Below are 21861 nucleotides of genomic sequence, written 5' to 3'. Positions count from 1 at the left end.
CGTAGAGTCGGAGACGAATGATCCGACTTCACGGGCGGGAGGTGACAGGACGTATGGGTGAGCGGACCGTGACGGCCGGGCGGGACACCGCCGCGCCCGGCGGCGCGGACGGGGTGGACGGGGCGGACGTCCCCGCCCGGCTCGCGGCCGTCTTCCTCCCGGCACCCCTCCCGCGCGAGGGACGCGTCGCCTTCTACGACCCCGAGGGCGGCCCCGTCGGCGAACGACCGCCCGCACCGTCCGACGCCTCCGGGCCCGCGCCGCGCACCGACCTCACCGTCGTCCGCCCGCACGGCACGGGGGTGCGGCGGCGGACGACCCCGGCGCTCCTCCTCCCCGTGGAGGAGGCCCTGCCCCTGTTGGTCCGCGCCCGGCACGATCCCGCGGCCCACCCCGCCACCGCCTGCTGGGGCGCCGCCGCCCTGCACGCCCTGCGGCTCACGGCCCGCGGGCGGCTGCTGCCCGGACTGACCGCCACCGGCCACGACGCCTGGCGCGCCGGTCCCCTCGACCCCGACGACGTGGCGCACCTGCGCGCGGTGGCCGCCGCCCTGCCCCACGAGGGCCACGCCGTCCCGCTGCCCGGACCCGGCCCCCTCCGGCTGCCCCGGCCGGAGGCGCTGGTGCGCGCCTTCCTGGACGCGGTCGCCGACACCCTGCCCCGCACCCCGGCCGCACCGTACGCCTCGGGGCCGCCGTTCGCCGCGCGGAAGGCGCAGCGGCTGCCGGGCGCCCACGACTGGGCCGCCGAGGTCGCCGCCGGCATGGACGCCGGCGTACGGATCTCGCTCCGCCTGGACCTGTCCGCGTACGACCTCTTCGACACCGGTGGGGAAGCGGACGGGGGCGCCGCGCGGAGCGCGGGCGCCGCGATCGTGCAGGTGCACAGCCTCGCCGACCCGACCCTGGTGGCCGACGCGGCGGCCCTGTGGGCGGGCGCGGCGGACAGCGCCTTCGGCCCCCGCGCGCGGGTGGACGCCGCCCTCGCGGTGCGCCGCGCGGCCCGGGTCTGGCCGCCGCTGGACCGGCTCTCCGACCAGGACGCGCCGGACGTACTGGCCCTCTCCGAGGAGGAGCTGAACGACCTGCTGGGCGCGGCGGCCACCCGGCTCGCCGCCGCCGGGGTCGCCGTGCACTGGCCCCGGGACCTCGCCCAGGACCTGACCGCCACGGCGGTGGTCCGCCCGGCCCCCGGCTCCGCGACCGACGGCACCGGCTTCTTCGAGGGCGAGGACCTGCTGCGGTTCGGCTGGCAGCTCGCCCTCCGCGGCGACCCGCTCACCGAGGCCGAGATGGACGCCCTGGCCGAGGCCCACCGTCCCGTCGTACGGCTGCGCGACCAGTGGGTGCTGGTCGACCCCGCCCTCGTCCGCAAGGCCCGCAAACGGGACCTGGGGCTGCTCGACCCGGTCGACGCGCTGGCCGTCGCCCTCACCGGCCACGCGGAGGTCGACGGGGAGACGGTCGAGGCGGTGCCGGCCGGCGCCCTCGCCACCCTCCGCGACCGCCTGACCGCGGGGGTGCGGCCCGCCGAGCCGCCGCCCGGCCTCGACGCGACCCTGCGCGACTACCAGTTGCGGGGCCTGGCCTGGCTGGACCTCATGACCTCCCTCGGCCTCGGCGGCTGCCTCGCCGACGACATGGGCCTGGGCAAGACCGTCACCCTCATCGCGCTGCACCTGAAGCGGGCCCGCACCGAGCCGACCCTGGTGGTCTGCCCGGCCTCGCTGCTCGGCAACTGGCAGCGGGAGATCACCCGGTTCGCGCCCGGCGTCCCCGTGCGCCGCTTCCACGGCCCCGACCGCACCCTGGACGGCCTCGACGGCGGCTTCGTCCTCACCACCTACGGCACCATGCGCTCCACCGCACCCGAGCTGGCCGGGCAGCCGTGGGGCATGGTCGTCGCCGACGAGGCACAGCACGTCAAGAACCCCCACTCCGCGACCGCGAGGGCGCTGCGCACGATCCCGGCGCCCGCGCGGGTGGCGCTCACCGGCACCCCCGTGGAGAACAACCTCTCCGAGCTGTGGGCCCTCCTCGACTGGACGACGCCCGGGCTCCTCGGCCCGCTGAAGTCCTTCCGCGCCCGGCACGCGCGCGTCGTGGAGACCGGCGACGACGAGGAGGCCGCCGAGCGCCTCGCCCGCCTGGTCCGCCCCTTCCTGCTGCGGCGCAGGAAGTCCGATCCCGGCATCGTCCCCGAACTGCCGCCCAAGACCGAGACGGACCACCCGGTACCGCTCACCCGCGAACAGGCCGCGCTGTACGAGGCGGTGGTGCGCGAGTCGATGCAGGCCATCGAGGCCGCGCGGGGCATGGGCCGGCGCGGACTGGTGCTGAAACTGCTGACCTCGCTCAAGCAGATCTGCGACCACCCGGCGCTCTACCTGAAGGAGGGGCACGAGCGCGCCGGAGACGACCGGCTCGCGGCACGTTCCGGCAAACTGGCCCTGCTGGACGAGCTGTTGGACACCCTGCTCGCCGAGGACGGCTCCGCCCTGGTCTTCACGCAGTACGTCGGGATGGCCCGGTTGATCACCGCGCACCTCGCCGGGCGCGCGGTCCCCGTCGAACTCCTCCACGGGGGTACGCCGGTGGTGGAGCGGGAGCGCATGGTGGACCGTTTCCAGAGCGGCGCGACCCCGGTCCTGGTGCTCTCCCTCAAGGCCGCCGGAACCGGCCTGAACCTCACCCGCGCGGGCCACGTCGTCCACTTCGACCGCTGGTGGAACCCCGCGGTGGAGGAGCAGGCCACCGACCGCGCGTACCGCATCGGCCAGACCCAGCCCGTCCAGGTCCACCGCCTCGTCACCGAGGGCACGGTCGAGGACCGCATCGCCGAGATGCTGGAGTCCAAGCGCGCCCTCGCCGACGCGATCCTCGGCTCCGGCGAGGCGGCCCTCACGGAGCTGTCCGACCGTGACCTGTCCGACCTGGTGTCGCTGCGGAGGCCGGCATGACCCCCCGCCCCTCCGACGAGGCCCGCGAGGCCCTGCGCGCGGCCCGCGCACGCGCGATCCGCGAGCCGGCGGCCCCGGCCGCACCGGAGCACCGGCCCGCTCAGGAGCGGACGGCCGCCCCGGCCGTCCCGCCCCCCGGACAGCCCGACGGTCCCGGTCGCCCCGGCCGTGGGACCCGCCCGGGCGACGTGGCCCGCGAGGCGTTGCGGCAGGCGGTACGGGCCCGGCGCGGTACGGCGGGGCCCGCCGACGCCACGGCCCCGCACCGCGAGGACACCGGCACGCCGGAAGCGGAGGGCGAGACCCCCTCCGCGGAGGGACCGGGACCCCACGGCGACGGGCCGGCCCCCGCCGCCCCGTCCGCCGCACCCTCATTCGCCGACCCGTCCTCCGCCGATCCGTCGTCCGGGGACACGGAGGCCGCTGCCGACGGTGGTGCCGGACACCGCGCGCCCCCACGCCCCGGGGACATCGCGCGGGAGGCGCTGCGCTCCGCGCGCGAGGAGGCGCTGCGGGCACGTCCGGCACCCGGCGACCGTGCGACGGACACCGCGCCCCGTGAACGACGCGTCACGACACCCCGCGTCCCGCGCACGACGCGCGGCGACCGGGCCTCCGACACCCGGGCCCGTGAGGTGCGGGAGTTGCTCACGGACGCCTTCCGCATGCCCGAACCGGAGACCGAACCGGATCCGGACACCGACACCACCCCCGGCCCGAGCGGCACCCCCGCGCCCTCCGGCGGCTCGCGCTCGCACGGCGGCCCCCCGGCCGCGGACGCCCGGGACGGAGCCTCCGTGAGCGCCGACCCGCCCGGCACCCCGCGGGACACCGCACCGCCCGCACCCGCCGCCCCCGGCTCCTCGCCCGCACCCGCCACCCCCCGCTCCATGGCCGACCCCGCCCGCGACGGCGACCTGCGCCGCACCTTCCCGGCGTTCCCGCCCCGAGCCTCGGACAGCGAGGGCTTCGCCGAGACCTGGTGGGGCGACGCCTGGGTCACCGCGCTGGAGGAAGGGGCGCTGGACGCGGCCCGGCTCGCCCGCGGACGCGGGTACGCCGGACAGGGGCACGTCGACGCCATCACCGTCACGCCGGGACTGGTCCTCGCGTACGTGCGGGGCAGCCGCCCGCGGCCGTACCGCGTGCAGTTGCGGCTGCGGACGTTCACGGACGCCGACTGGGAGCGGTTCCTGGACGCCGCCGCCGACCGTCCCGGCCACATCGCGGCGCTGCTGGACAAGGAGATGCCCCAGTCCCTCGCCGACTGCGGGGCCCCGCTGCTGCCCGGCCCCGGCGACCTCGCCCCGCTGTGCAGCTGCCCCGACTCCGGCCACCCCTGCAAGCACGCCGCCGCCCTCTGCTACCAGACGGCCCGGCTGCTCGACGCCGACCCGTTCGTGCTGCTCCTGCTGCGCGGACGCGGCGAGCGCCAGGTGATCGACGCACTGTCCCGGCTCAGCGCCACCCGCGCGGCCCGCGCCGCCCAGGAGAGGGAACCGGAACCCCTGCCCGGCGTACGGGCCGCCGACGTCCTCGCCCGACGCGACCGCCCCCTCCCTCCGCTCCCGGCCCCGTCGCCCCCGCCGCCGCGCCCCGGGCAACCGCCCGTGTACCCCGCCTCCCCGAGCGGCCCTGACCCGTTCGCGCTGGACCAGCTGGCCACCAACGCCGCCGCCCGCGCGCACGCCCTGCTCACCACCGGCCGCGACCCGGTGGGCCGGCTCACCCTCTGGCAGGACGCGGTGCGGCTCGCCGCCGCCCGCCCAGGTTCCGGCCTGACCGCGGCGACGCGCAGGCTCTACTCCTCCCTCGCCAAAGCCGCCGGCCGCACCCCCGCCGAGCTGGCGCGCGCGGTCGCCGCCTGGCGCCAGGGCGGTTTGACGGGCCTCGCCGTCCTCGAGGAGCCCTGGGACCCGCCGGCCGGCCGCTTCGACCGTGCCCGCCCGCTCCTCCTCGCCGCCGACCTCCCCGCCTTCCGCCCCTGGCGCAACCACCTCACCCACCCACGGGGCCACGTCCAGCTCCGCCTCGGCCGCGACCACCTCTGGTACGCCTACGAGTCCGAGCCGGGCCACGACGACTGGTGGCCCCGCGGCACCCCCGACCCGGACCCGGTGGGTGCCCTGACCGGTCTGGACGCACCGGGCGACCTGTGACGGCCCCGGGGTTCCTCAGTCCCGCCCGCTCCTGGGCGCCGACGGCAGGAGCGTGTCGGTCTGCCGGAGTTCGGCCAGGAGCTCGCTCTGCCCGGCCAGCAGTTCGGTGAGGATCCGGCGGGCCGCGCGGAGGAGGTCGGCGACGTCACCGCCGGCGAGGGCGTACCGGACGGTGGAGCCCTCCCGCACCGAGACGACGATGCCGGACCTCCTGAGCACGGCGAGCTGCTGCGAGAGGCTGGACGGCTCGATGTCGATGTCGGCGAGCAGGTCCCGCACCGGCACGGGCCCGTGCTGCAACAGTTCCAGGACCCTGATGCGCACAGGGTGTCCCAGCATGCGGAAGAACTCCGCCTTGGCCTGGTAGAGGGGGACTTGCATGGGCGCGCACTCCCTGCCGCATCGGGGATGTTCTCCACGGTGCGGCGGCGCCCTCACGGACGCGCCGCCGCACGATGTGCTGTCCTTCGGAGCCGATCCTTCTCGCTCGGCCCGGCGCGCATCCACGGATTGGAGCCATGTTGATGTGATGACTTGAAGAAGTCTTCACATTGTGGGCGCGCGTCGGCCCGGTTCCCGGGTCGTTCACACCTCCAGCTGTTCTTCGACCCGCTTGAGTTGGTGGCGGGCCATCGCCAGGTTCGACCGGGACTTGTCGAGCACGAGGTACAGGAACAGCCCGCTGCCGTTCCGCCCGCTGACCGGCCGGATGAGGTGGTACTGGCTTTCGAGCGTGATGAGGATGTCCTCGATCTGGCCGGTCAGACCCAGCAGTTCCATGGTGCGCACCTTGGCCCGGATGACATCCGTGTTGCCGGCGGCCGCGACGGTGAGATCCAGGTCCTTGCCCCCGCCCAGCGTTCCCAGGGCCATGCCGCTGGAGTAGTCGACGACGGCCGCTCCGAGCGACCCCTCGACGCCGGTCATGATGTCCTTCAGCGACACTTCGACAGTTGCCATGGACGTCTCCCTCATCTGTTGTTCCACGGGTTGCGTCGGCCTCGACGGGGCGGTGGTCCCCGCCCCGGCCGCGGTGGCACCGTAGGCAGGTGGCACCGGCCCGGAGGAACGGGTTTTCGGGGGTGACCCCTAATGACCGAATACTTGCGCCAGGGAACTGGCGTTTGACCGGGATCGGTCCGGGAAGTGACCGCGCTGCCGCACGAGACCGTACGGCGCACACCATCGAACACGGGCATCCGCGGCCGGAGCCAGGGACCGCGGCTCCGCGGGGCGGCCTCGACGCGAGCGGAAGCCCGCCCCGAGGAAGGACTGTCAGTGCCCTGCGGCAGAGTGCCGTGCATGATCAACGAAGTGGACAGTGTCGACTGGTCGTCGATGAACCATGGGTACGGGCCGGCCGTGGACGTCCCGGTGTGGCTCCGGGCGATGGCCTCACCCGATCCCGGGATCAGGGAGCGGGCGTTCGGCAACTTCTACAGTGCGGCCCATCACCAGGGTGACGTGTACCCGTGCACGGTGGCGAGTCTGCCGTTCCTGTTCGCGCTGGCCGACGATCCCGCGACCCCCGACCGCGCCTCCGTGGTCGGGTTGCTGGTGAGCATCGGACGCGAATCCATGGACCGCGATGACGGCTGCCTCCAAATCGCACCGGACGGCACCGCCTCGACGGCCTGCGCGGACGGCGCGGCGATGATGCGCGACCGCTCCGAGGCGTTCGTCGCCTACGCGGCCGACGCGGATCCGGACGTGCGGCGTGCGGCGATCGTGGGCCTGGGCCTCTTTCTCGACGACGCCGACCGCGCGGTCGGCGCCCTCCGCTCCCGGCTGTCCGCCGCGTCCGGGACCGTCGAGCGGCTGCTCGTCGTCAGGACGACGGCCGACCTGGCGCTGCGGCTGCCCGCAGCGCGGGCCGACGCCACCGCCTGGCTCCGCGGCCTGGCCGACGACACCTCGGCCGACGCCGACGTCCGGCTCGCCGCCCTCGTCCACCACGCCCGCTGCGTCCCGGAAGCCGTCGGCGACGACACCGTACCGGCGGCGATCGGCCTGCTGCGCCGGCTCACCCCCGCGCCGCCACCCGAGTCCGACGAGAAGCGGTGCCGGTCCGGTTCCGGTACCCCCGCCCCTGACACGGCGTCCCCGGACACCCCGCCGCAGATCGTCGCCGCGTTCGCCGACATGGAACGGCACAACCGGGTCCACGCGCCCACCACCCCACTGCTGCGCGCTCTCCACAAGGTGCTGGACCACCGCGTGCCCGAGCGCACGGCCCTGCTCACCGAGCAGCTGCGCAGCCCCGACCCGGCCGTCCGCTTCGACGCGATCGGCATGGCCAGGGACCTGATCGGCTCCTGGCGCGGGAACCACGCCCGTCTCGTCACGCTCCTCGCGGAGTGTCTGCTCCCCGACGACCCGTACACCGCGTCGGCGGCGGCGGAGACCCTCGGAGCCCTCGTGCCCGTCACGGAGGTCGCCCGCGAATCCCTCGCCGCCTTCGTCGCCGCACAGCGTGCCGCGCACGGGCCGGACGTGTGGACGGCGCCCGGTGCGCTGTTGCGCCGTGCCCACCAGGAGGCCGTGAGGGCGTTGGCCCGTCTCGACGACCCGCGTGCCCTGCCCGGGCTGCTGACGGCGCTGGACACGGACGTCGACGCCTGGCGCGCCGTTCAGGTCGCGGGCTGTCTGCGGCGGGGCGCGGACGAACTGGTGCCGCGGCTGTGCCGGCGTCTCGCCGCCGTCGACTTCTCGCGGCAGGGGCCCGGCTTCGGCACCGGGGGCCTGACCTCCGCGCTGGCCGCGCTCGGCGACCCGGGCGCCGTCCCCGCGCTCACCGAGGCGGTCACCGCCGCGGTCCGGCACGAGCAGTGGCATTTCGCCGCCGCCGCGCTGGAGGCGCTCGCGTCGTTCGGCACCGACGCCGTAGCGGCCCTGGACGTGGTCCGCCCGCTGGCCGACGCGCCGGACGTGGACCTCCGGGCAGCCGCCACGGCCGCTCTGTGGGCACTCGAACGCGACCCGGCGGACGTCGTGCCCCGACTGCACGACCTGCTCGGAGGCTACCGCCACCACGAGGCCGCCGACGCGCTGGGCAGGATCGGACCGGCCGCCGTGACCGCACTGCCGCGGCTGAAGGAGATGCTGACCGCCGGCTACGAGTGGACCCGTCTCCACGCCGCCGTCGCGGTGTGGGACATCGCCGGCGAGGCGGAGGCCGACCGTGTCATCGGCACACTGCTCGAGGTGTGGGAGGAGAACGAGGCGACCGCGCATCACATCGTGATGTTCCTGGACCGCATGGGCCCGTCGGCGGCACCGGCCCTGCCCCGCCTCCGGGCGGAACTCGCGCGCGCCCGCCGCGGCCGGGGCGTCGCCGCCGACGAAGAGACGCGACGCGCCTGCCGCGTCCTCCGGTTGCGCCTCGCCGCTCCGCAGGACCGGGAACGGGAGCACTGGGAACTGATCCCGGGCACCGGGGTGGGCCCGCTGCGCCTCGGGATGTCCCCGGCCGAGGTCGCCCACGCGCTCCGGGAACCCGCGACACCGGTCGGCGGCCCCTACGCGCAGGAGGACTTCACCACCACGGGAGTGAGCGTCTTCTACGACGGTACGGGACACCTCGCGTGCGTCGCGCTCGGCGCGGCCACCGGCCCCCAGACCACCCTCGCCGGCGTCCCCCTGGCCGGGCAGGACCCTGGGGAGATGGAGCAGTGGCTCCTGGAGGGCTACGCCGCCGAGCACGGGGCGACGATCCTGTTCACCCCCGACGGGTCGCTCGCCCTGACCGACCTCGGCCTCCTCATACGGACGCAACGGACCGGCGGCACACACCTCACCCGGCCGCTCCTCGTGACCCAGGACTGGTTCGCTTCGGCGTACCACCGCGATCACCTGCCGCTGGAGGCCCCCCGACCGCAGGACGAGCACAACGGGAACCCCGGCGAGCGACCCCGTGGAGCGGAGTCCGCCCCCGGCGGGTGACGCTCCGGCTCCGGTACTCTCCCTCCGGGGGACACCGGGGCCGAGAACCGCACGGGGACGTCGGCGTCAGTCGTCGTACGACAGGCCGTGCCCGGAAGGGAAGAGGACCTCGGCCGGATCGTCGGCCCGCTGAACGGGCACGGGCAGCCTGCCGCGTGGCTGGACCCGGCCGGCGATCACCCGGGCGGCGGCGCGCAGTTCGACCTCGGTCCAGCAGTAGGAGGCCAGGGAGGCCGGGACGTCGCCGAGGTGGGCGATGTCGTAGGGGTTGCGCACCGCGAGGTGGACGACGGGGACGCCCGTCGCGAGCAGCCGGGAGACCAGGGTGCGCTGGGTGCTGGTGGCGTCGACGTTGTCGGTGGTGACCACCACCGCGTCCCGTCCCCGTGCGGCGGCCACGGCCTCGTCGATCTTCGCCGCGTCGGGTGCCCGGCCGGTGGCGAGGTGGGTGGTGCGGTAGCCCAGTTCGTCGAACGCCCTGGCCAGTTCGGGCACCGTGGTGCGGGTGTCGTCGGTCGGGAAGGCCGGACTGGCGCCGACCACGAGCAGCTTTCGCTGCCCGCGGCGCAGCGGGAGCGCCCCGTCCTCGTTGACCAGCAGGGTGGTGGTGCGCTCGGCGATCCGGGCGGCGGCGCGCCGGTGCCCGCGGGCGCCGACGACCCGGTCGACCTCCCGCGGGGAGACGTAGGGGCTGCCGTCGAGCAGGCCGGTCTTCTCCTTGAGCCGCAGGATGCGCAGGACCGACTCGTCGAGCCGGTCCTCGGTGATCTCCCCGCTGCGGACGGCGGCCAGGACGCCGTGGTAGGCGACGCCGATGTCCGGCGGGAACAGCAGTTGGTCGGCGCCGGCCTTGAGGGCGAGGACGGGCACGCGGTCGTCGCCGTACTTGGTACGCACGCCCTGCATGTTGAGGGCGTCGGTGACGATCACGCCGTCGAAGCCGAGTTCGCCGCGCAGCACGCCCTGGAGGATCGTGGGCGACAGGGTGGCCGGGTCGTTGCTGGGGTCGAGCGCGGGGACCTGGAGGTGCGCGGTCATGATCGAGTCGACGCCGGCGGCGATCGCGGCCCGGAAGGGCGGGGCGTCCATGCGCTCCCACTCCTCGCGGGTGTGGGTGATCACGGGCAGTTTGGTGTGACTGTCCTCCCCGGTGTCCCCGTGGCCGGGGAAGTGCTTGGCGCAGGCCGCGACGCCGGCCCGCTGGTAACCCGCCACCTGGGCCGCCACCATGCGGCCGACCGCGCGGGCGTCGGCGCCGAAGGAGCGGACGTTGATGACGGGGTTGGCCGGATCGACGTTGACGTCGGCGACCGGGGCGAAGTTCTGGTGGATGCCCAGGGTGGCGAGTTCGGTGCCCGAAATCCGTCCGGCGGTGCGCGCGTCGGAGAGCGAGCGGCCCGCGCCGAGCGCCATCGCGCCCGGCAGTTGCGTGGCGCCGCTGCCGATGCGGACGTTGACCCCGTGTTCCTGGTCGATGGAGATCAGGGACGGGACGGGGGTGGGCAGGGCGAGCGAGGCCCGCTGCACACCGTTGCTCAACTCCGCGATCTGGCGGGGGTCCTGGATGTTGTTCGTCCAGCCGTGGAAGTAGATGACACCGCCGATGTGGTACTTGGCGATGAGCTCGGCCACGGTGCGCACGCCGAGTTCCCTGAGGTTGCGGTCCTGGTCGAACTGGCTGGGAGAAGTCGCCGACGTACCGTAGAAGTACGGCACGAACAGCTGGCCGATCTTCGCCTCGACGCTCATCCGGGAGATGATCCTCTTGAGGCGGTGGTCGCGCTCGCGCGCGACCGCGGGGGTGGCCGCCACGCCCACGACGCCCGTCGTGGTCCCGGCGACCACGGTCGCGGAGGCGAGAACGGTTCGTCTGGACAGACTCCGGTCCTGCATGCGGACGTGCTCCTTCCAGCCTTGCCCGTGAAGGGAGTTGAAGGAAACGCGAAGACTCCGAGCAGGGGGAAACGTAGCCCTCGGATCACGGGCGGGACAAGAGGTCTAGACAAAATGAGGGCTTCCCCCGCCGCGCGTGCGGATGCCCGAGCCGGGCCGATACGGGACACACGCCGCTTCCTGTGATCCTCGGGACGCCTGACTTGATCTTCGGCCCGCGCGGCGGGGGCGTGGGGCGGCCGGCTTCCTCGCGTGTCGTCGCACCGGCGCGACGACACCGACGAGCTGTCAGACACCCTGCTCACGACTGAGGACGACCAAGCCCTACCGGATGAGGGGGCAGGTGAGGGGGAGGACGCGTTCGGTCAGCCGGCCGGTGAGGTGGGTGTCGGTGAGGGTGGTGTCGGTGAGCCAGTCCGCCGCGGTCAGCCGGTCGATCAGGTCCTCCAGTTCACCGGAGCCGACCGGGACCCGGGTGGTGAGATCGTCCAGGGGGACGCCCTCGCCGTCGGGGCCGAGGCGTCCCGAGGCGTCGGTCCGGGTGGCCAGCGTCAGGGCGAGCAGCCGGGTGCCGGCGGCGGCCTTGGACTTGCGGAGCTTCTTGTCCGAGACGACCCTCTGGGCCCAGCCGGAGAGCTTGGGCCGCGTCTTCTTGCCGAACGCGAACGGGCCCGTCCCGCCCTCGGGCGGCACCAGGGAGGGGACGGTGATCGGGGTGGGATTCTCCGGCCGGGAGGCGAGCAGGTCGCCGACGGTGCCGGGAAGGGACAGCCAGCCGCAGCCGGTCAGCTGCTCGACCAGGTCCTGCGGATCGGCCAGGCCCAGCCCGTTGACGTCCTGGCCGACGAGGTTGCCGGTGCCGGAGTGCGCGGTGCGCAGGGTCAGCATCAGCACCAGCAGTCGTGCTTCCGGTCCGGGCAGCGGGGCGTGGTCGGCCACGTGCGCGAGGACGGAGCGCGCGTACTCCCACTGCGACGGTACGGTCAGCAGCCGTGCCACGGCCGGCCCGTCGCCGTCCGTGATGCCGCCGGTGCGCTGCTGGTGCTGGAGACGGATGGCGGCAGCGGCCTGCTCGGCACGCCGGGCCTCCCACCGCAGGGCGCCGTCGCAGGTGACGTCGGCCCAGGAGGCGAAGGCGCGCGCCTTGCGTTCCTGGAGGTCGGCGAGGAGCGCCAGGTCGGGCTGCTCGCGCCGCTGGTAGGCGCGGAAGAGGTCGCCGAGTTCGGTGAGTTCGTCCCGCAGGGTGACGGGCCGCAGGTCGTGCGGGATGACCCGCTGGGCGATCCGCGCCTGCCGCGGGCGGCGCCGCGCGGGTACGGGGCGGGGAGCAGGAGCCCTCGTCCCGGCGGAGCCCTGGTGGTCGGAGAACTGAGGCACGCCCACGGTGCCTGCGCGTGCGGTCGCGGGGGCCGGGCGTACGGCGGCCTGCGGGCCGGACGCCGGGGAGGCGCCCACGGCCTTCGCGCCGGGGGTGGCGGCCGCGCACCGCGAGCAGCACTCCATGGCCTGCCACCGGCGTCCTTCCCGGTCGGTGACGACGGCGAGGACGACCGGGCCGCCGCATCGCCAGGGTTCGGCACGCGTGGGGCGGCCGGTGTCGGGCAGATGGGCGCGGCAGCCCTCGGCCCGGCAGGCGCAGTACGCCTCGGCCCTGGGGCCGGGGACCGCGCGCAGATGGGCCTTGAGGTGGGCGACCGCGGCCGCACGGCCGGCGGCCGCGGACGGCAGACGCTGTTCGGCGCAGGCGGGGCGGCTGCACGTGACGCGCACGGCCGTACTGCCCCGGCCGACGGCGTCCAGCCGCACCGTCCACCAGCGCCCCGGCACCCGATCACCCAGTTCGTCCACCGCGGTCTGCGTCATCCGGCTCTCCCTCCCGATGTGTCTCCGGTACTCGCCGCCTGCCCTCCCGCAGCGCTGAGCGGTGCACGGTGAAACCCACCGTACGCGGCCCGGGACCGGCGAACTCGCCCTGCCCACCGGCGCGCGACGACGGAGCGGCGTCACCCGGTCAACGATCAGGGACGGAGGTGGTTTTCCTCCGGGGCGTGTCAGTTCGGATCGGTACGCCGCAGACGGCCGGACCAGGTGGCTGAACCAGGGCGTCCGGATCACGGCGTCCGGGGCGGCAGGTGAACCGCAAGCGCATCGCCCGCGTGACGCGTGAGCGCGACATCCGCGGCGTCACCCGGCACACACCGCGTCGAACTCGTCCTGAACACCATCCACTTGACCCACGACCGCGGCAGCGCACACACCTCGACCCGGTTCCGGCCAACGTGCTTCACAGTGTCCCCGAAGAATTTCCCCGCAGCACCTCTTCCGTTGGCCGTGCCCGGCTACCTTCACCTCGCCCGGCCCGCCAGCAGGAGAGGTACGTCCATGAGCACCCCGGTCCACCGCACCTCGACACGGCAGTCCGCAACCGCTGTGGCGTCGGCCCGGCAGCACCGGGAAGGGAACCGGACCGGGAGTCCGTCCGCGAACCCGGCGGGGCACGCCCTCCTCCGGATGCAGTCCAGCGCCGGCAACCGGGCCACGGCCGAGGCGGTGCAGCGTGCCAGGAGCGCCGACAAGGGGAAGGCACCGGACGGCGGCGGTGCGTCCGCCGGAGCGAAGAAGAAGAGCTACCGCGACCGGATCGCCGCGCTCCTGGACAGGTTCAAGAAGAACCTCGAGCCCATCGACACCTTCATCAAGGGAGTCCAGACCCCCACCAACGCGGGCTTCACCCAGCAGGCCGCCGCCACGGCCAACGAGGGCCTCAAGCACTCCGCCGCCGCCTCGGGGACCTCCGCCGCGTCGGGGAACCTCCTCACGGAGGCCGCCGGCACCGTGGTCAGCGGCATGGACGCGTACAAGAACATGAAGGACGCCAAGACGCACGAGACCGGGGCCAAGCACCACACGGCGAACAAGAAGGCCAAGGTCAAGGGGACCGACGCGGTCATCGGCGCCGCCGGTTCGGGAAGCTACAGCGCCGCCATCGCCAAGGAGGTGACCAAGATACAGAAGGCGGCGGACGCCGCGGTGGCGTCCGAGGCGAGCGGCATCGCCAGTGCTTCCGTCGGCGCGATCAAGGGCGTGCGGGCGGCCTTCCGCGTCGGGGGAGCGGCCCGCAAGTACAAGAGGGTGAAGGAGCTCGGAGATCCCCACCTCGTCCAGGCGGCGTCACTGGCCCGGCTGAACGAGTCGTACGAGCAGGCCAGCTGGGCCGCGGCGGAGGCGTACGTCGCGCTGGACGCCTACTGGGACCACGAGGGCGGGGAACGGCTGGAGCTCGTTTCCGAGGCCATCGACGCCGCCTGGGAGGCAATGGAGGAGGTCCGTGGCGCCGCCGAGAACGTCCGGCGCGCGGAGCGGGACGTGGAAAAGCTGAACACGGTGCAGGAGTACGCGAAGAAGAAGCAGCTCACCAAGATCGGCAAGGAGACGATCGGCGGCGCGGTGGGCGAATCCACCAAGGCCGCGGCCGGTGTCGTGACGGCGGTCGCGGCGGGAACGGCCGGGCTGGCGAGCAACCCGGTCGGGTGGGGTCTCGCCGGGGCGGGGGCCGGTCTCGTCCTCGGCGTCACCCTGTACAAGGCGCTCCGCGCCGCCACGAAGCGCTACGAAGAGGTCCGCCATCCCGAGCGCTGGGCGCCGGAGGGCGAGACCCCGGCGGAGGCCGCGTCCCGCGGTGAGTCGCTGAAGCACGCCCTGACGTTCTGGAAGAAGGTGTCGAAGGGCGAACGCCAGGCCATGGCGCGCGAGATCTACGCCCTGGCGGCGGGTCCCGACATCCCCGGCAGCGGCGACACGACGCCCGAGATGAGGGAATCCGCGAGGGCCCTCCTCATCGCCCTCAAGGCAGGCCCCACCGACCACAAGCTGGATCCCGAAGCGTGGGCGGAGAGCCTCAACGCCCCGTCGAAGACCGCCGCTTGGATCAGCGAGATAGCGGAGCAGCTGGCCTCGGGGTGACCGGCGGGCAGGGAGCGGGACGGTCCACCGCGCGGCGCGGCCGCCGTGCGTCCGCCGGTGGACGAGTACGTCGTCCCCGCGGGTCCGGGCCCTGACGGCCCGCACCGGGTGGCACCGCCCCACGTCGTGGGGACGCGCCTTTCGCGACAGGGGCCGCCCACAGGCCCTCCTCACGCCGCCCGCGCGTCCCGGCGCCGGCACCGTGGCACGTCGGCGACGAGGGACCCACCGTGCGCGGCACCCGGACGCACGAGCGGCACCACGGCCTCGCGATGCCCCTGGAGCGGCTCGCCGCCGACGGAATCAAGACATCCCACCGCGCGCCCCGCACGCTCTCGCCCGGCCAGGCGCCCACGGCGTACGCCATGTCCGAGCACGGGACCGACGGCTGCGTCCGCGCCGTCGTCCGCCCCCGGTCCCCGAGGGCCCCGTGATCGCCGAGCGGGCCGCTCACCAGGTCGCCGGACGTCCGGCCCGGTGGCGCCCGGCCCCGGCCCCGCACCCCACGGGGGTGCCGTGCACGGGGACGCACGCCGTCGCCGGCCGCACGGACACCGGGTGGGGTGCGCCGTGGCCGGACCGGCCCGGCCCCTGCCCGCCGGCCCGTCCGCTTCGGCCCGCGGACGGCCGCCGCCGACGCACCCCGGCGCCCCTCACCTCGCCGAGCCCGGGGACCGTATCCACCGCTTCGGGCACCCGCACGGAGTCCGGCGACCCCTATGGCCCCTGGAGCCCCTACGGCCCCTGTGGCCCTCATGTCCGCGATCTTGCCGATCCCCGTCCCGCCGGACGACCGCGCCGGCTCCGCGACATGGAGTGCACCGGATCCCGCCACGGACGGACCGGCGGCGGGCACGACGGGCGGTAGGCGGATTTTCCGGTGGTGGAAACGGCCGGTTTCACTGGATATTGGCCTGGTAGGACCGTGCACTCCGCGAGCCCCGTCCATGCGCCGTGTGACGGTGACGAAAGGCCGATGATGACCACGACCGTCGGTGTGGAAGAGGAGTACATGCTGGTGGAGCCGGGAACCGGCCGGCTGGTGCCACATGCGGAGAAGGTGCGGGCGGCGGGGGGCCTGGAGCCGTTCGTCGCCGCCGGTGAGGTCCAGCCGGAACTGTTGCAGGCGCAGATCGAGGTGGCCACCCCGGTGTGCGGCACGCTGGACGAAGTCGGCGGGCACCTGTCGCGGCTGCGGCACGCCGTGGCCGAGGCCGCGGAGGCGCACGGGTGCCGGGTCGTGGCGAGCGGCACGCCACCGCTGCGTGCGGCACCGCCGGTGCCCGTCACCGACCAGGCCCGCTACCGTGCCCTCCAGCGGCAGGCACCGCAGCTGGTGGCCGAGCAACTGGTCAACGGCATGCACGTCCACGTCGCCGTACCCAGCCGGTCCGTCGGCGTCCAGGTGCTCAACCGGATCCGCGTCTGGCTGCCGCTGCTGACCGCCATGTCGGCCAACTCCCCCCTCTGGGACGGTCACGACACCGGCTTCGCCAGCTGGCGCACCGTGGTCTTCGGACGCTGGCCGGTCAGTGGTGTCCCGCCGCGTTTCGCCGACGACGCCGACTACGACGTACGGGTACGCCGTCTGCTGGCGGCCGGGGTGATCGGCGACAACGGGCAGCTGTACTGGCAGGCGCGGCTGTCCGAGCACTACCCCACGGTCGAGATCCGCTGCCTCGACGTCCAACTGCGCACGGACGAAGCGGTGATGTTCGCCGGGCTGCTGCGGGCCCTCGTCGACACGGCCCTGCGCGAGACGGCCGACGGCGTCGAGGAGCCCGACCCGGATCCGGAGCTGGTGGACGCGGCGATGTGGCAGGCCGCGCGGCACGGACTGAGCGGTGACCTGATCGATCCACGGGGCGGGCTCCGACGGGCGGGGGACGCCGTGCACGGGTTGCTGGCGCACGTCGGCCCTGCCCTGGAGGAGTCCGGTGACACCCGCGTGGTGACCTCACTGGTCCGCCGTCTGCTGCGCACGGGTACGGGCGCGGACCGCCAGCGCCGCACGATGGCCGAGCACGGTCTCGACGCACTCATGACCATGATCGTCGAAGCCGGCGGCACACCCTGACCGCCCTGACCGCCCTCACCGCCTGGAACGGCGGCGGAGACGGTCGGCGGCACCGCGGCGCGTGCACCCGCCGCGTTCCACCCCGCGCCCGGGCGTACCGCGAACACCGCCCCCAGGAGGCGGGACCCGGCGCGAGAGCGTCCGACGCCTCGAGCGCTACCCCGCCCGCGAGGTGTTCGACCTGGCCGGGACGGTGTCCGGTGCCCCCTTGCCACGGGGCGTCCGTCAGACGTGAGAAGGTCCGGGGCGTGAGCGGGACCCCACCTGGCACAGGTCGTGGACACCCGTCCACGGGCGTCCGAGCCGGACCGGGAAGGGCGAGCCCGTCGGCCTCGAGCAGCTCCGCTTCCACGCCGGACGGGCGCGGCCCCGGAACCTCGAACCGAACGACCTCACCGGGACGACACGCTCCTTCGAACCGAACTCACTCGTAGCGCAGGCGCAGTGACTCCCGCTCGGCCTCCTCGACCTGCTCCAGGGTCAGGCCGGGCAGCCCCAGCTGGGCCAGGGTCACCTCGGCGCTGCTCGGCTGGGCGTCGGCGGGCAACCACCGCTCCGGTCGCCAGGCGTCGGCGCGCATCAGTGACTTCGGGCAGTGCGGACAGACCTGCTCGGCCTGCACCACCAGCGCGGTGACCGGTGGCTTTCCCACGGGAGTGAGCCGGGCCAGCAGCTCCGGGCGCGCCGAGACACAGGCGCGCCCGTTGACCCGCAGCGTGGTCGGGCGGCCGGGGACGAGGAAGAGCAGCCCGACGCGTCCGGTCTCCAGCACGTTGTGCAGGGTGTCCAGCCGCTTGTCGCCGGTCGCGTCGGGGATCACCAGGGTGTGCTAGTCCAGCACCGAGACGAACCCGGCCGGGCCGCCACGCGGCGTCACGTCCGCCCGGCCCTCGGCGTCCGCGCTGCCGACGAACACCAGCGAGGAGCAGCCGATCAACGCCCGGGTCTCCTCGGTCAGGCGGTCGGTCTCCTTGCGGAGCGAGTTCGGGTTCGGCCGCGGGTAGAGCTCGCGCAGCCGGTCCGGGCTGGTGAGGGCGTCCGCCCGGAGGGATTCGAAGAGCAAGCCGGTGGTCCCCGCGTCGATCGTCATACGGACGACCTTGGAAGGCGACCTGGTGACCTGAGGCGGAGACCGGGACGAGCGCCGCCCGCCCGCGGAACCTCCGACACAGGTCACGGGGGTGTGCCCGGACGGCCGTCACCGACCGGGCGGCGGGCCGGCGACGGCCGTCGACCACGACGCCGACGCCTCTGCCGTCCCGCGAACGCGGCCCCCGGCCATGTCCCGGCCGAGCCCGAGTTGACCCTCCCCCTACGTCAGGCTTGAAGCTGTGGACCGACGAAAGGGCAGGTGGATGAGCTACTCCGTGGGGCAGGTCGCGGCCTTCGCCGGTGTCACGGTGCGGACACTGCATCACTACGACAAGGCGGGACTCCTCTCGCCCAGTGACCGCAGTCCGGCCGGCTACCGGCTCTACAGCGAGGCCGACCTGGTCCGTCTCCAGCAGATCCTCTTCTACCGCGAGCTCGGCTTCCCCCTCGACGAGATCGCCGCGATCCTCAAGGATCCGCAGGTGAACCCCCTGGAGCGGCTCCGGGCCCGGCAGCGGCAGCTGCACGAGGAGATCGCCAGGCTGCAACGACTGGCCGAGGTGGCGGAACGGGCCATCGAGGTCCAGAAGACCGGGGTGCCCCTGACTCCCGAGGAACGCTTCGAGGTCTTCGGGGAGGTCGCCTTCGACCTGAGCTACGCCACCGAGGCGGAGCTGAAGTGGGCGCACTCGGAAGGACAGCGCGAGGCGATGGCGCGCGCGGACGCCCACACCAAGGAGGACTGGCGCCGGCTCATGGGGGAAGCAGCCGCCTGGCGCGCGGAGTTGCTCGCGGCCTTCGACGAGGGGGAGCCGAGCGACGGCGAGCGGGCCATGGACCTCGCCGAGGAACACCGCTTGCACATCGCACGCTGGTTCACCTCCTGCCCGCCCGACATGCACCGGCGCATCGCGGACGACTTCGTCGCCGACCCGCGCGCCTTCGCCCTGGTCGTACCGCCCTCGCAGCAACGCCCGGGCCTGGCCGCCTACACACGTAAGGCGGTCCACGCCAACGCGTCCCGCCACGCCGGTGACGGCACCGACGGTGAGGAGAAGAACCGATGAGAATCATGATCGCCGCGGCCGGATCGCGCGGCGACGTCGCGCCCTACACGGGCCTGGGCGCCGAACTGCGCCGGGCCGGCTACGACGTCGCCCTCGCCGCCACCGACACCTTCGCGCCCCTCGCACGCGAGGCGGGGCTGGAGTTCCGGAGCCTGCCCGCCGACACGAGGGCGCACGGCGAGGCCACGAGCAAACGTGACCTGATGCGGGCTGCTGCGGCCTTCACCACCGAACTGGGCCAGGGCTTCGCCGACGCGGTGGACAAGGGCACCGACCTGCTCCTGCTGTCGACCACCACGGCTCCCCTCGGCTGGCACCTCACCGAGGCCACGGGCACCCCGAGCCTCGGCGTGTACCTCCAACCCACCACACCGACCGGCGACTTCCCACCCGTCGTGACCGGCGCCCGCTCACTGGGCCGGCTCGCCAACCGGGCAACCGGACGCTTCGCCCTGCGGATGGCCGACCGCGTCTACGCACAGGCGGTCGCACAGATGCGCCGCCGCCTCACTCTCCCCCCGGCCTCCCCTTCCGAGGTGCGCCGACGCCAGGAACAGGCGAACTGGCCCATCCTGCACGGCTTCAGCACGGCCCTGGTGCCCCGCCCCTCCGACTGGCGCCCCGGCCTGGACGTCGTAGGCAACTGGTGGCCCCATCACGATCCGGCCGGGCGGCTGCCCGACAAGCTCGAGGACTTCCTGTCCGCCGGCCCCCGGCCCGTCCTCGTCGGCTTCGGAAGCATGGCGTCCGGCGACGGGGAACGGCTGAGCGAGATCGCGGTGCGAGCCCTGCGCCGCGCCGGCCTGCGCGGCGTCCTCCAAGCCGGCAGCGCCGGACTCACCGCCGACGGGGAGGACGTGCTCACCATCGGGGACGTACCGCACGCCCTGCTGTTCCCACGGCTGGCCGCGGTGGTCCACCACGGCGGGGCCGGCACCTCCGCCGCCGCGCTGCGCGCCGGGGTGCCCGCGGTCACCGTCCCGGTCACCGCGGACCAGCCGTTCTGGGCCGGGCGACTCGCCGCCATCGGCGCCGCCACCGCCCCCGTCCCGTTCAGGTCCCTCACCGCCGAACGGCTCGCCGACGCCCTTCACCAAGTGGTGAAGCAGCAGACGTACAGCCGAGCCGCCGCAAGAACGGCGCAACACATGACGACCGAAGACGGAGCACGGAAGACACTCGAGACCGTCCAGCGACTGACCGGTGGATGAAGCCAGTTCGCTTCCCAACGCCCGGCGGCGGACGCCTCGGCCCGCGCGCGGCGGGCCTCGGCGGAGTCGGCCGGACCGGCGGTCCGGCACCGCGGTGAACTCCGCGGCACCGGTCCTGTGCGGCGGGGTCACGGGGCGGTGAACCCGGCCTCGGTCAGCACCTTCCGGCCCTCGGCGGACCGCACCAGCTCGATGAACGCCTTGCCGCCCTCGGCGTGGGGCGCATCCTCGAGCAGAGCGATCGGGTAGTCGTTGATCGCCTCGGCCGCCTCGGCCGCCTCGGGGAACTCCACGCCCTCCACCTTGTCACCGGCCGCCTTCACATCGGTCCGGTAGACGACGGCGGCGTCGGCCTCCTTCAGGACCACCTTGTTGAGCGCGGACTTGACGTCCTCCTCGTAGGAGACGGGCGTGAGCTCGAGGCCGGCGGCGGTCAGCGCCTTCGCGGCGGCGGCGCCGCACGGCACGGTCCTGTCGCACAGCACGACCTTCAGATCGCCGGCGGTGAGGTCCTTCAGGGAGCCGATCCTGTGGGGGTTGCCGGGCAGGGTGGCGATTTCCAGCCGGTTGCGGACGAAGGTGGCCGGTGTGCCCTTCGCGTCTCCGGCGTCCGTGACGATCTTCATCGTCTTGGGGCTGGCGGAGGCGAACACGTCGGCCGGGGCGCCGCTGGTGATGCCCGCGGCGAGTGAGTCGCTGCCGCCGAAGTTGAAGACGACCTTCGTGCCGGGGTGCCGCTCCTCGAACTCCTCGCCCAGCTCGGTGAAGCTCTCCGTCAGCGAGGCGGCGGCGAAGACGTTCACGGTTCCGGACGGCTTCCCGGAGGCGCCGGCCGGCGCCGAGGCGTCGGACCCGGCGTTCGAGCCGGAGGACGAGCAGGCGCTCAGGGCCAGCAGCGCGGCGACGCATGCGCCGGTCACCTGGAGCATCCGGCGGTTCCGGCACGCGGTTCGGGTCATCACGGGTCCACTCCCTCTACGGTCCTGAACGGACACATCCACGGTCCTTCGACGACCACGTCGGTCGACTTGATCGCGGCAACCGCCGGAACGCCGGGCCCCGGCCCGAGTTCCCCGGCCGATTCGCGGCTGACCGGCGCCACCACCCGGAACGGTCCGGCCCAGCCCTCCACCCGGGCGGGCGCGTCTTCGACGGTCACCTCGGTGACGGTGCCGTTGAACCGGCTGCGGGCGCAGGAGCCGGCGGGACGTCCGCCCGGTCCGGTAGGTGCGCATGCGGAGATGGTATCGCCGCAGACGCCAAGTGAATAACCAAGGTTGCTTCGCAAGAGCATGGCTTTATCTCGTGAAGCATGGCATCTGCGTTTGCGTAGGACGGTTCGTCGGGCGCGGTCCCCCGGGAGGTGGTAGTCCGTGAACCAGTCCCTCGCGACCGCCGACACGGCAGCCGGCCCACTGGCCGGCATCGTCATCACCGGAGACCCGCGCCGACCTGTTCGCAGAGGACGAGACGGGCGCGGCCTCGCCGCGCGATAGG

The 21861-nt window shown here is 74.2% G+C and carries 14 protein-coding genes and 1 pseudogene; 8 read left to right on the top strand and 7 right to left on the bottom strand.

Annotated features, from left to right (window positions below):
• Nucleotides 1-53: 53 nt before the first annotated feature.
• Together ACH5AO_RS27330 and ACH5AO_RS27325 are read left to right on the top strand one after the other, a co-directional pair.
• Entirely contained in the window at nt 54-2960 is a 2907-nt protein-coding gene (locus ACH5AO_RS27330) for an SNF2-related protein (protein WP_398929117.1), read from the top strand.
• A complete protein-coding gene (locus ACH5AO_RS27325) occupies nt 2957-5119 on the top strand; it encodes an SWIM zinc finger family protein (RefSeq protein WP_398929115.1) in 2163 nt (720 codons plus the stop codon). The genes ACH5AO_RS27330 and ACH5AO_RS27325 overlap by 4 nt, the downstream gene beginning before the upstream one ends.
• Nucleotides 5120-5134: 15 nt before the next feature.
• On the opposite strand, the gene ACH5AO_RS27320 is transcribed toward ACH5AO_RS27325, so the two are convergent.
• On the bottom strand, nt 5135-5500 hold the full coding sequence (locus tag ACH5AO_RS27320; protein ID WP_398929113.1) for an ArsR/SmtB family transcription factor: 366 nt from the start codon (nt 5498-5500) through the stop codon (nt 5135-5137).
• A gap of 204 nt (nt 5501-5704) precedes the next feature.
• Nucleotides 5705-6079, bottom strand: a complete 375-nt coding sequence (locus ACH5AO_RS27315) for a hypothetical protein (protein WP_030869652.1) — start codon at nt 6077-6079, stop codon at nt 5705-5707.
• 342 nt (nt 6080-6421) lie between these two features.
• On the opposite strand from ACH5AO_RS27315, the gene ACH5AO_RS27310 reads away from it, so the two are divergent.
• The gene (locus ACH5AO_RS27310) at nt 6422-9061 is read left to right on the top strand and encodes a HEAT repeat domain-containing protein (RefSeq protein ID WP_398929111.1); all 2640 of its coding nucleotides are present in this window, start codon (nt 6422-6424) and stop codon (nt 9059-9061) included.
• A gap of 66 nt (nt 9062-9127) precedes the next feature.
• Here ACH5AO_RS27310 and ACH5AO_RS27305 read toward each other — a convergent pair whose 3' ends face one another.
• Entirely contained in the window at nt 9128-10954 is a 1827-nt protein-coding gene (locus tag ACH5AO_RS27305) for a glycoside hydrolase family 3 protein (protein ID WP_398929109.1), read from the bottom strand.
• A gap of 324 nt (nt 10955-11278) precedes the next feature.
• Nucleotides 11279-12817: a hypothetical protein gene (locus ACH5AO_RS27300; RefSeq protein ID WP_398929107.1), complete on the bottom strand. Its 1539-nt coding sequence runs from the start codon at nt 12815-12817 to the stop codon at nt 11279-11281.
• 648 nt (nt 12818-13465) lie between these two features.
• On the opposite strand from ACH5AO_RS27300, the gene ACH5AO_RS27295 reads away from it, so the two are divergent.
• The 3 genes from ACH5AO_RS27295 to ACH5AO_RS27285 all read left to right on the top strand — a co-directional run bounded on the left by ACH5AO_RS27295 (nt 13466) and on the right by ACH5AO_RS27285 (nt 16994).
• The gene (locus ACH5AO_RS27295) at nt 13466-14917 is read left to right on the top strand and encodes a hypothetical protein (RefSeq protein ID WP_398929105.1); all 1452 of its coding nucleotides are present in this window, start codon (nt 13466-13468) and stop codon (nt 14915-14917) included.
• A gap of 230 nt (nt 14918-15147) precedes the next feature.
• The gene (locus ACH5AO_RS27290; protein ID WP_398929103.1) at nt 15148-15351 is read left to right on the top strand and encodes a hypothetical protein; all 204 of its coding nucleotides are present in this window, start codon (nt 15148-15150) and stop codon (nt 15349-15351) included.
• 542 nt (nt 15352-15893) lie between these two features.
• Entirely contained in the window at nt 15894-16994 is a 1101-nt protein-coding gene (locus ACH5AO_RS27285) for a glutamate--cysteine ligase (protein WP_398929101.1), read from the top strand.
• Between the two features lie 424 nt (nt 16995-17418).
• Here ACH5AO_RS27285 and ACH5AO_RS27280 read toward each other — a convergent pair.
• Nucleotides 17419-18084, bottom strand: a pseudogene (locus ACH5AO_RS27280) (MSMEG_1061 family FMN-dependent PPOX-type flavoprotein).
• A 265-nt stretch (nt 18085-18349) separates the two neighbouring features.
• On the opposite strand from ACH5AO_RS27280, the gene ACH5AO_RS27275 reads away from it, so the two are divergent.
• On the top strand, nt 18350-19153 hold the full coding sequence (locus ACH5AO_RS27275; RefSeq protein WP_398929099.1) for a MerR family transcriptional regulator: 804 nt from the start codon (nt 18350-18352) through the stop codon (nt 19151-19153).
• Nucleotides 19150-20364: a glycosyltransferase gene (locus ACH5AO_RS27270; RefSeq protein WP_398929097.1), complete on the top strand. Its 1215-nt coding sequence runs from the start codon at nt 19150-19152 to the stop codon at nt 20362-20364. The genes ACH5AO_RS27275 and ACH5AO_RS27270 overlap by 4 nt, the downstream gene beginning before the upstream one ends.
• 128 nt (nt 20365-20492) lie before the next feature.
• On the opposite strand, the gene modA is transcribed toward ACH5AO_RS27270, so the two are convergent.
• Nucleotides 20493-21323 carry a molybdate ABC transporter substrate-binding protein gene (modA, locus tag ACH5AO_RS27265; protein WP_398929095.1) on the bottom strand — a complete coding sequence of 277 codons (831 nt, stop codon included), beginning with the start codon at nt 21321-21323 and terminating at the stop codon, nt 20493-20495.
• Nucleotides 21323-21658, bottom strand: a complete 336-nt coding sequence (locus ACH5AO_RS27260) for a molybdopterin-binding protein (RefSeq protein ID WP_398929093.1) — start codon at nt 21656-21658, stop codon at nt 21323-21325. Before ACH5AO_RS27260 ends, modA begins: the two co-directional genes overlap by 1 nt.
• Nucleotides 21659-21861: the final 203 nt, after the last annotated feature.

Origin of the sequence: Streptomyces sp. NPDC018964, assembly GCF_044390325.1 — a bacterium.
GTDB lineage: Bacteria > Actinomycetota > Actinomycetes > Streptomycetales > Streptomycetaceae > Streptomyces.
The sequence above is the reverse complement of the archived record's forward strand: the minus strand, read 5'-3'. Positions and strand labels throughout refer to the sequence as shown.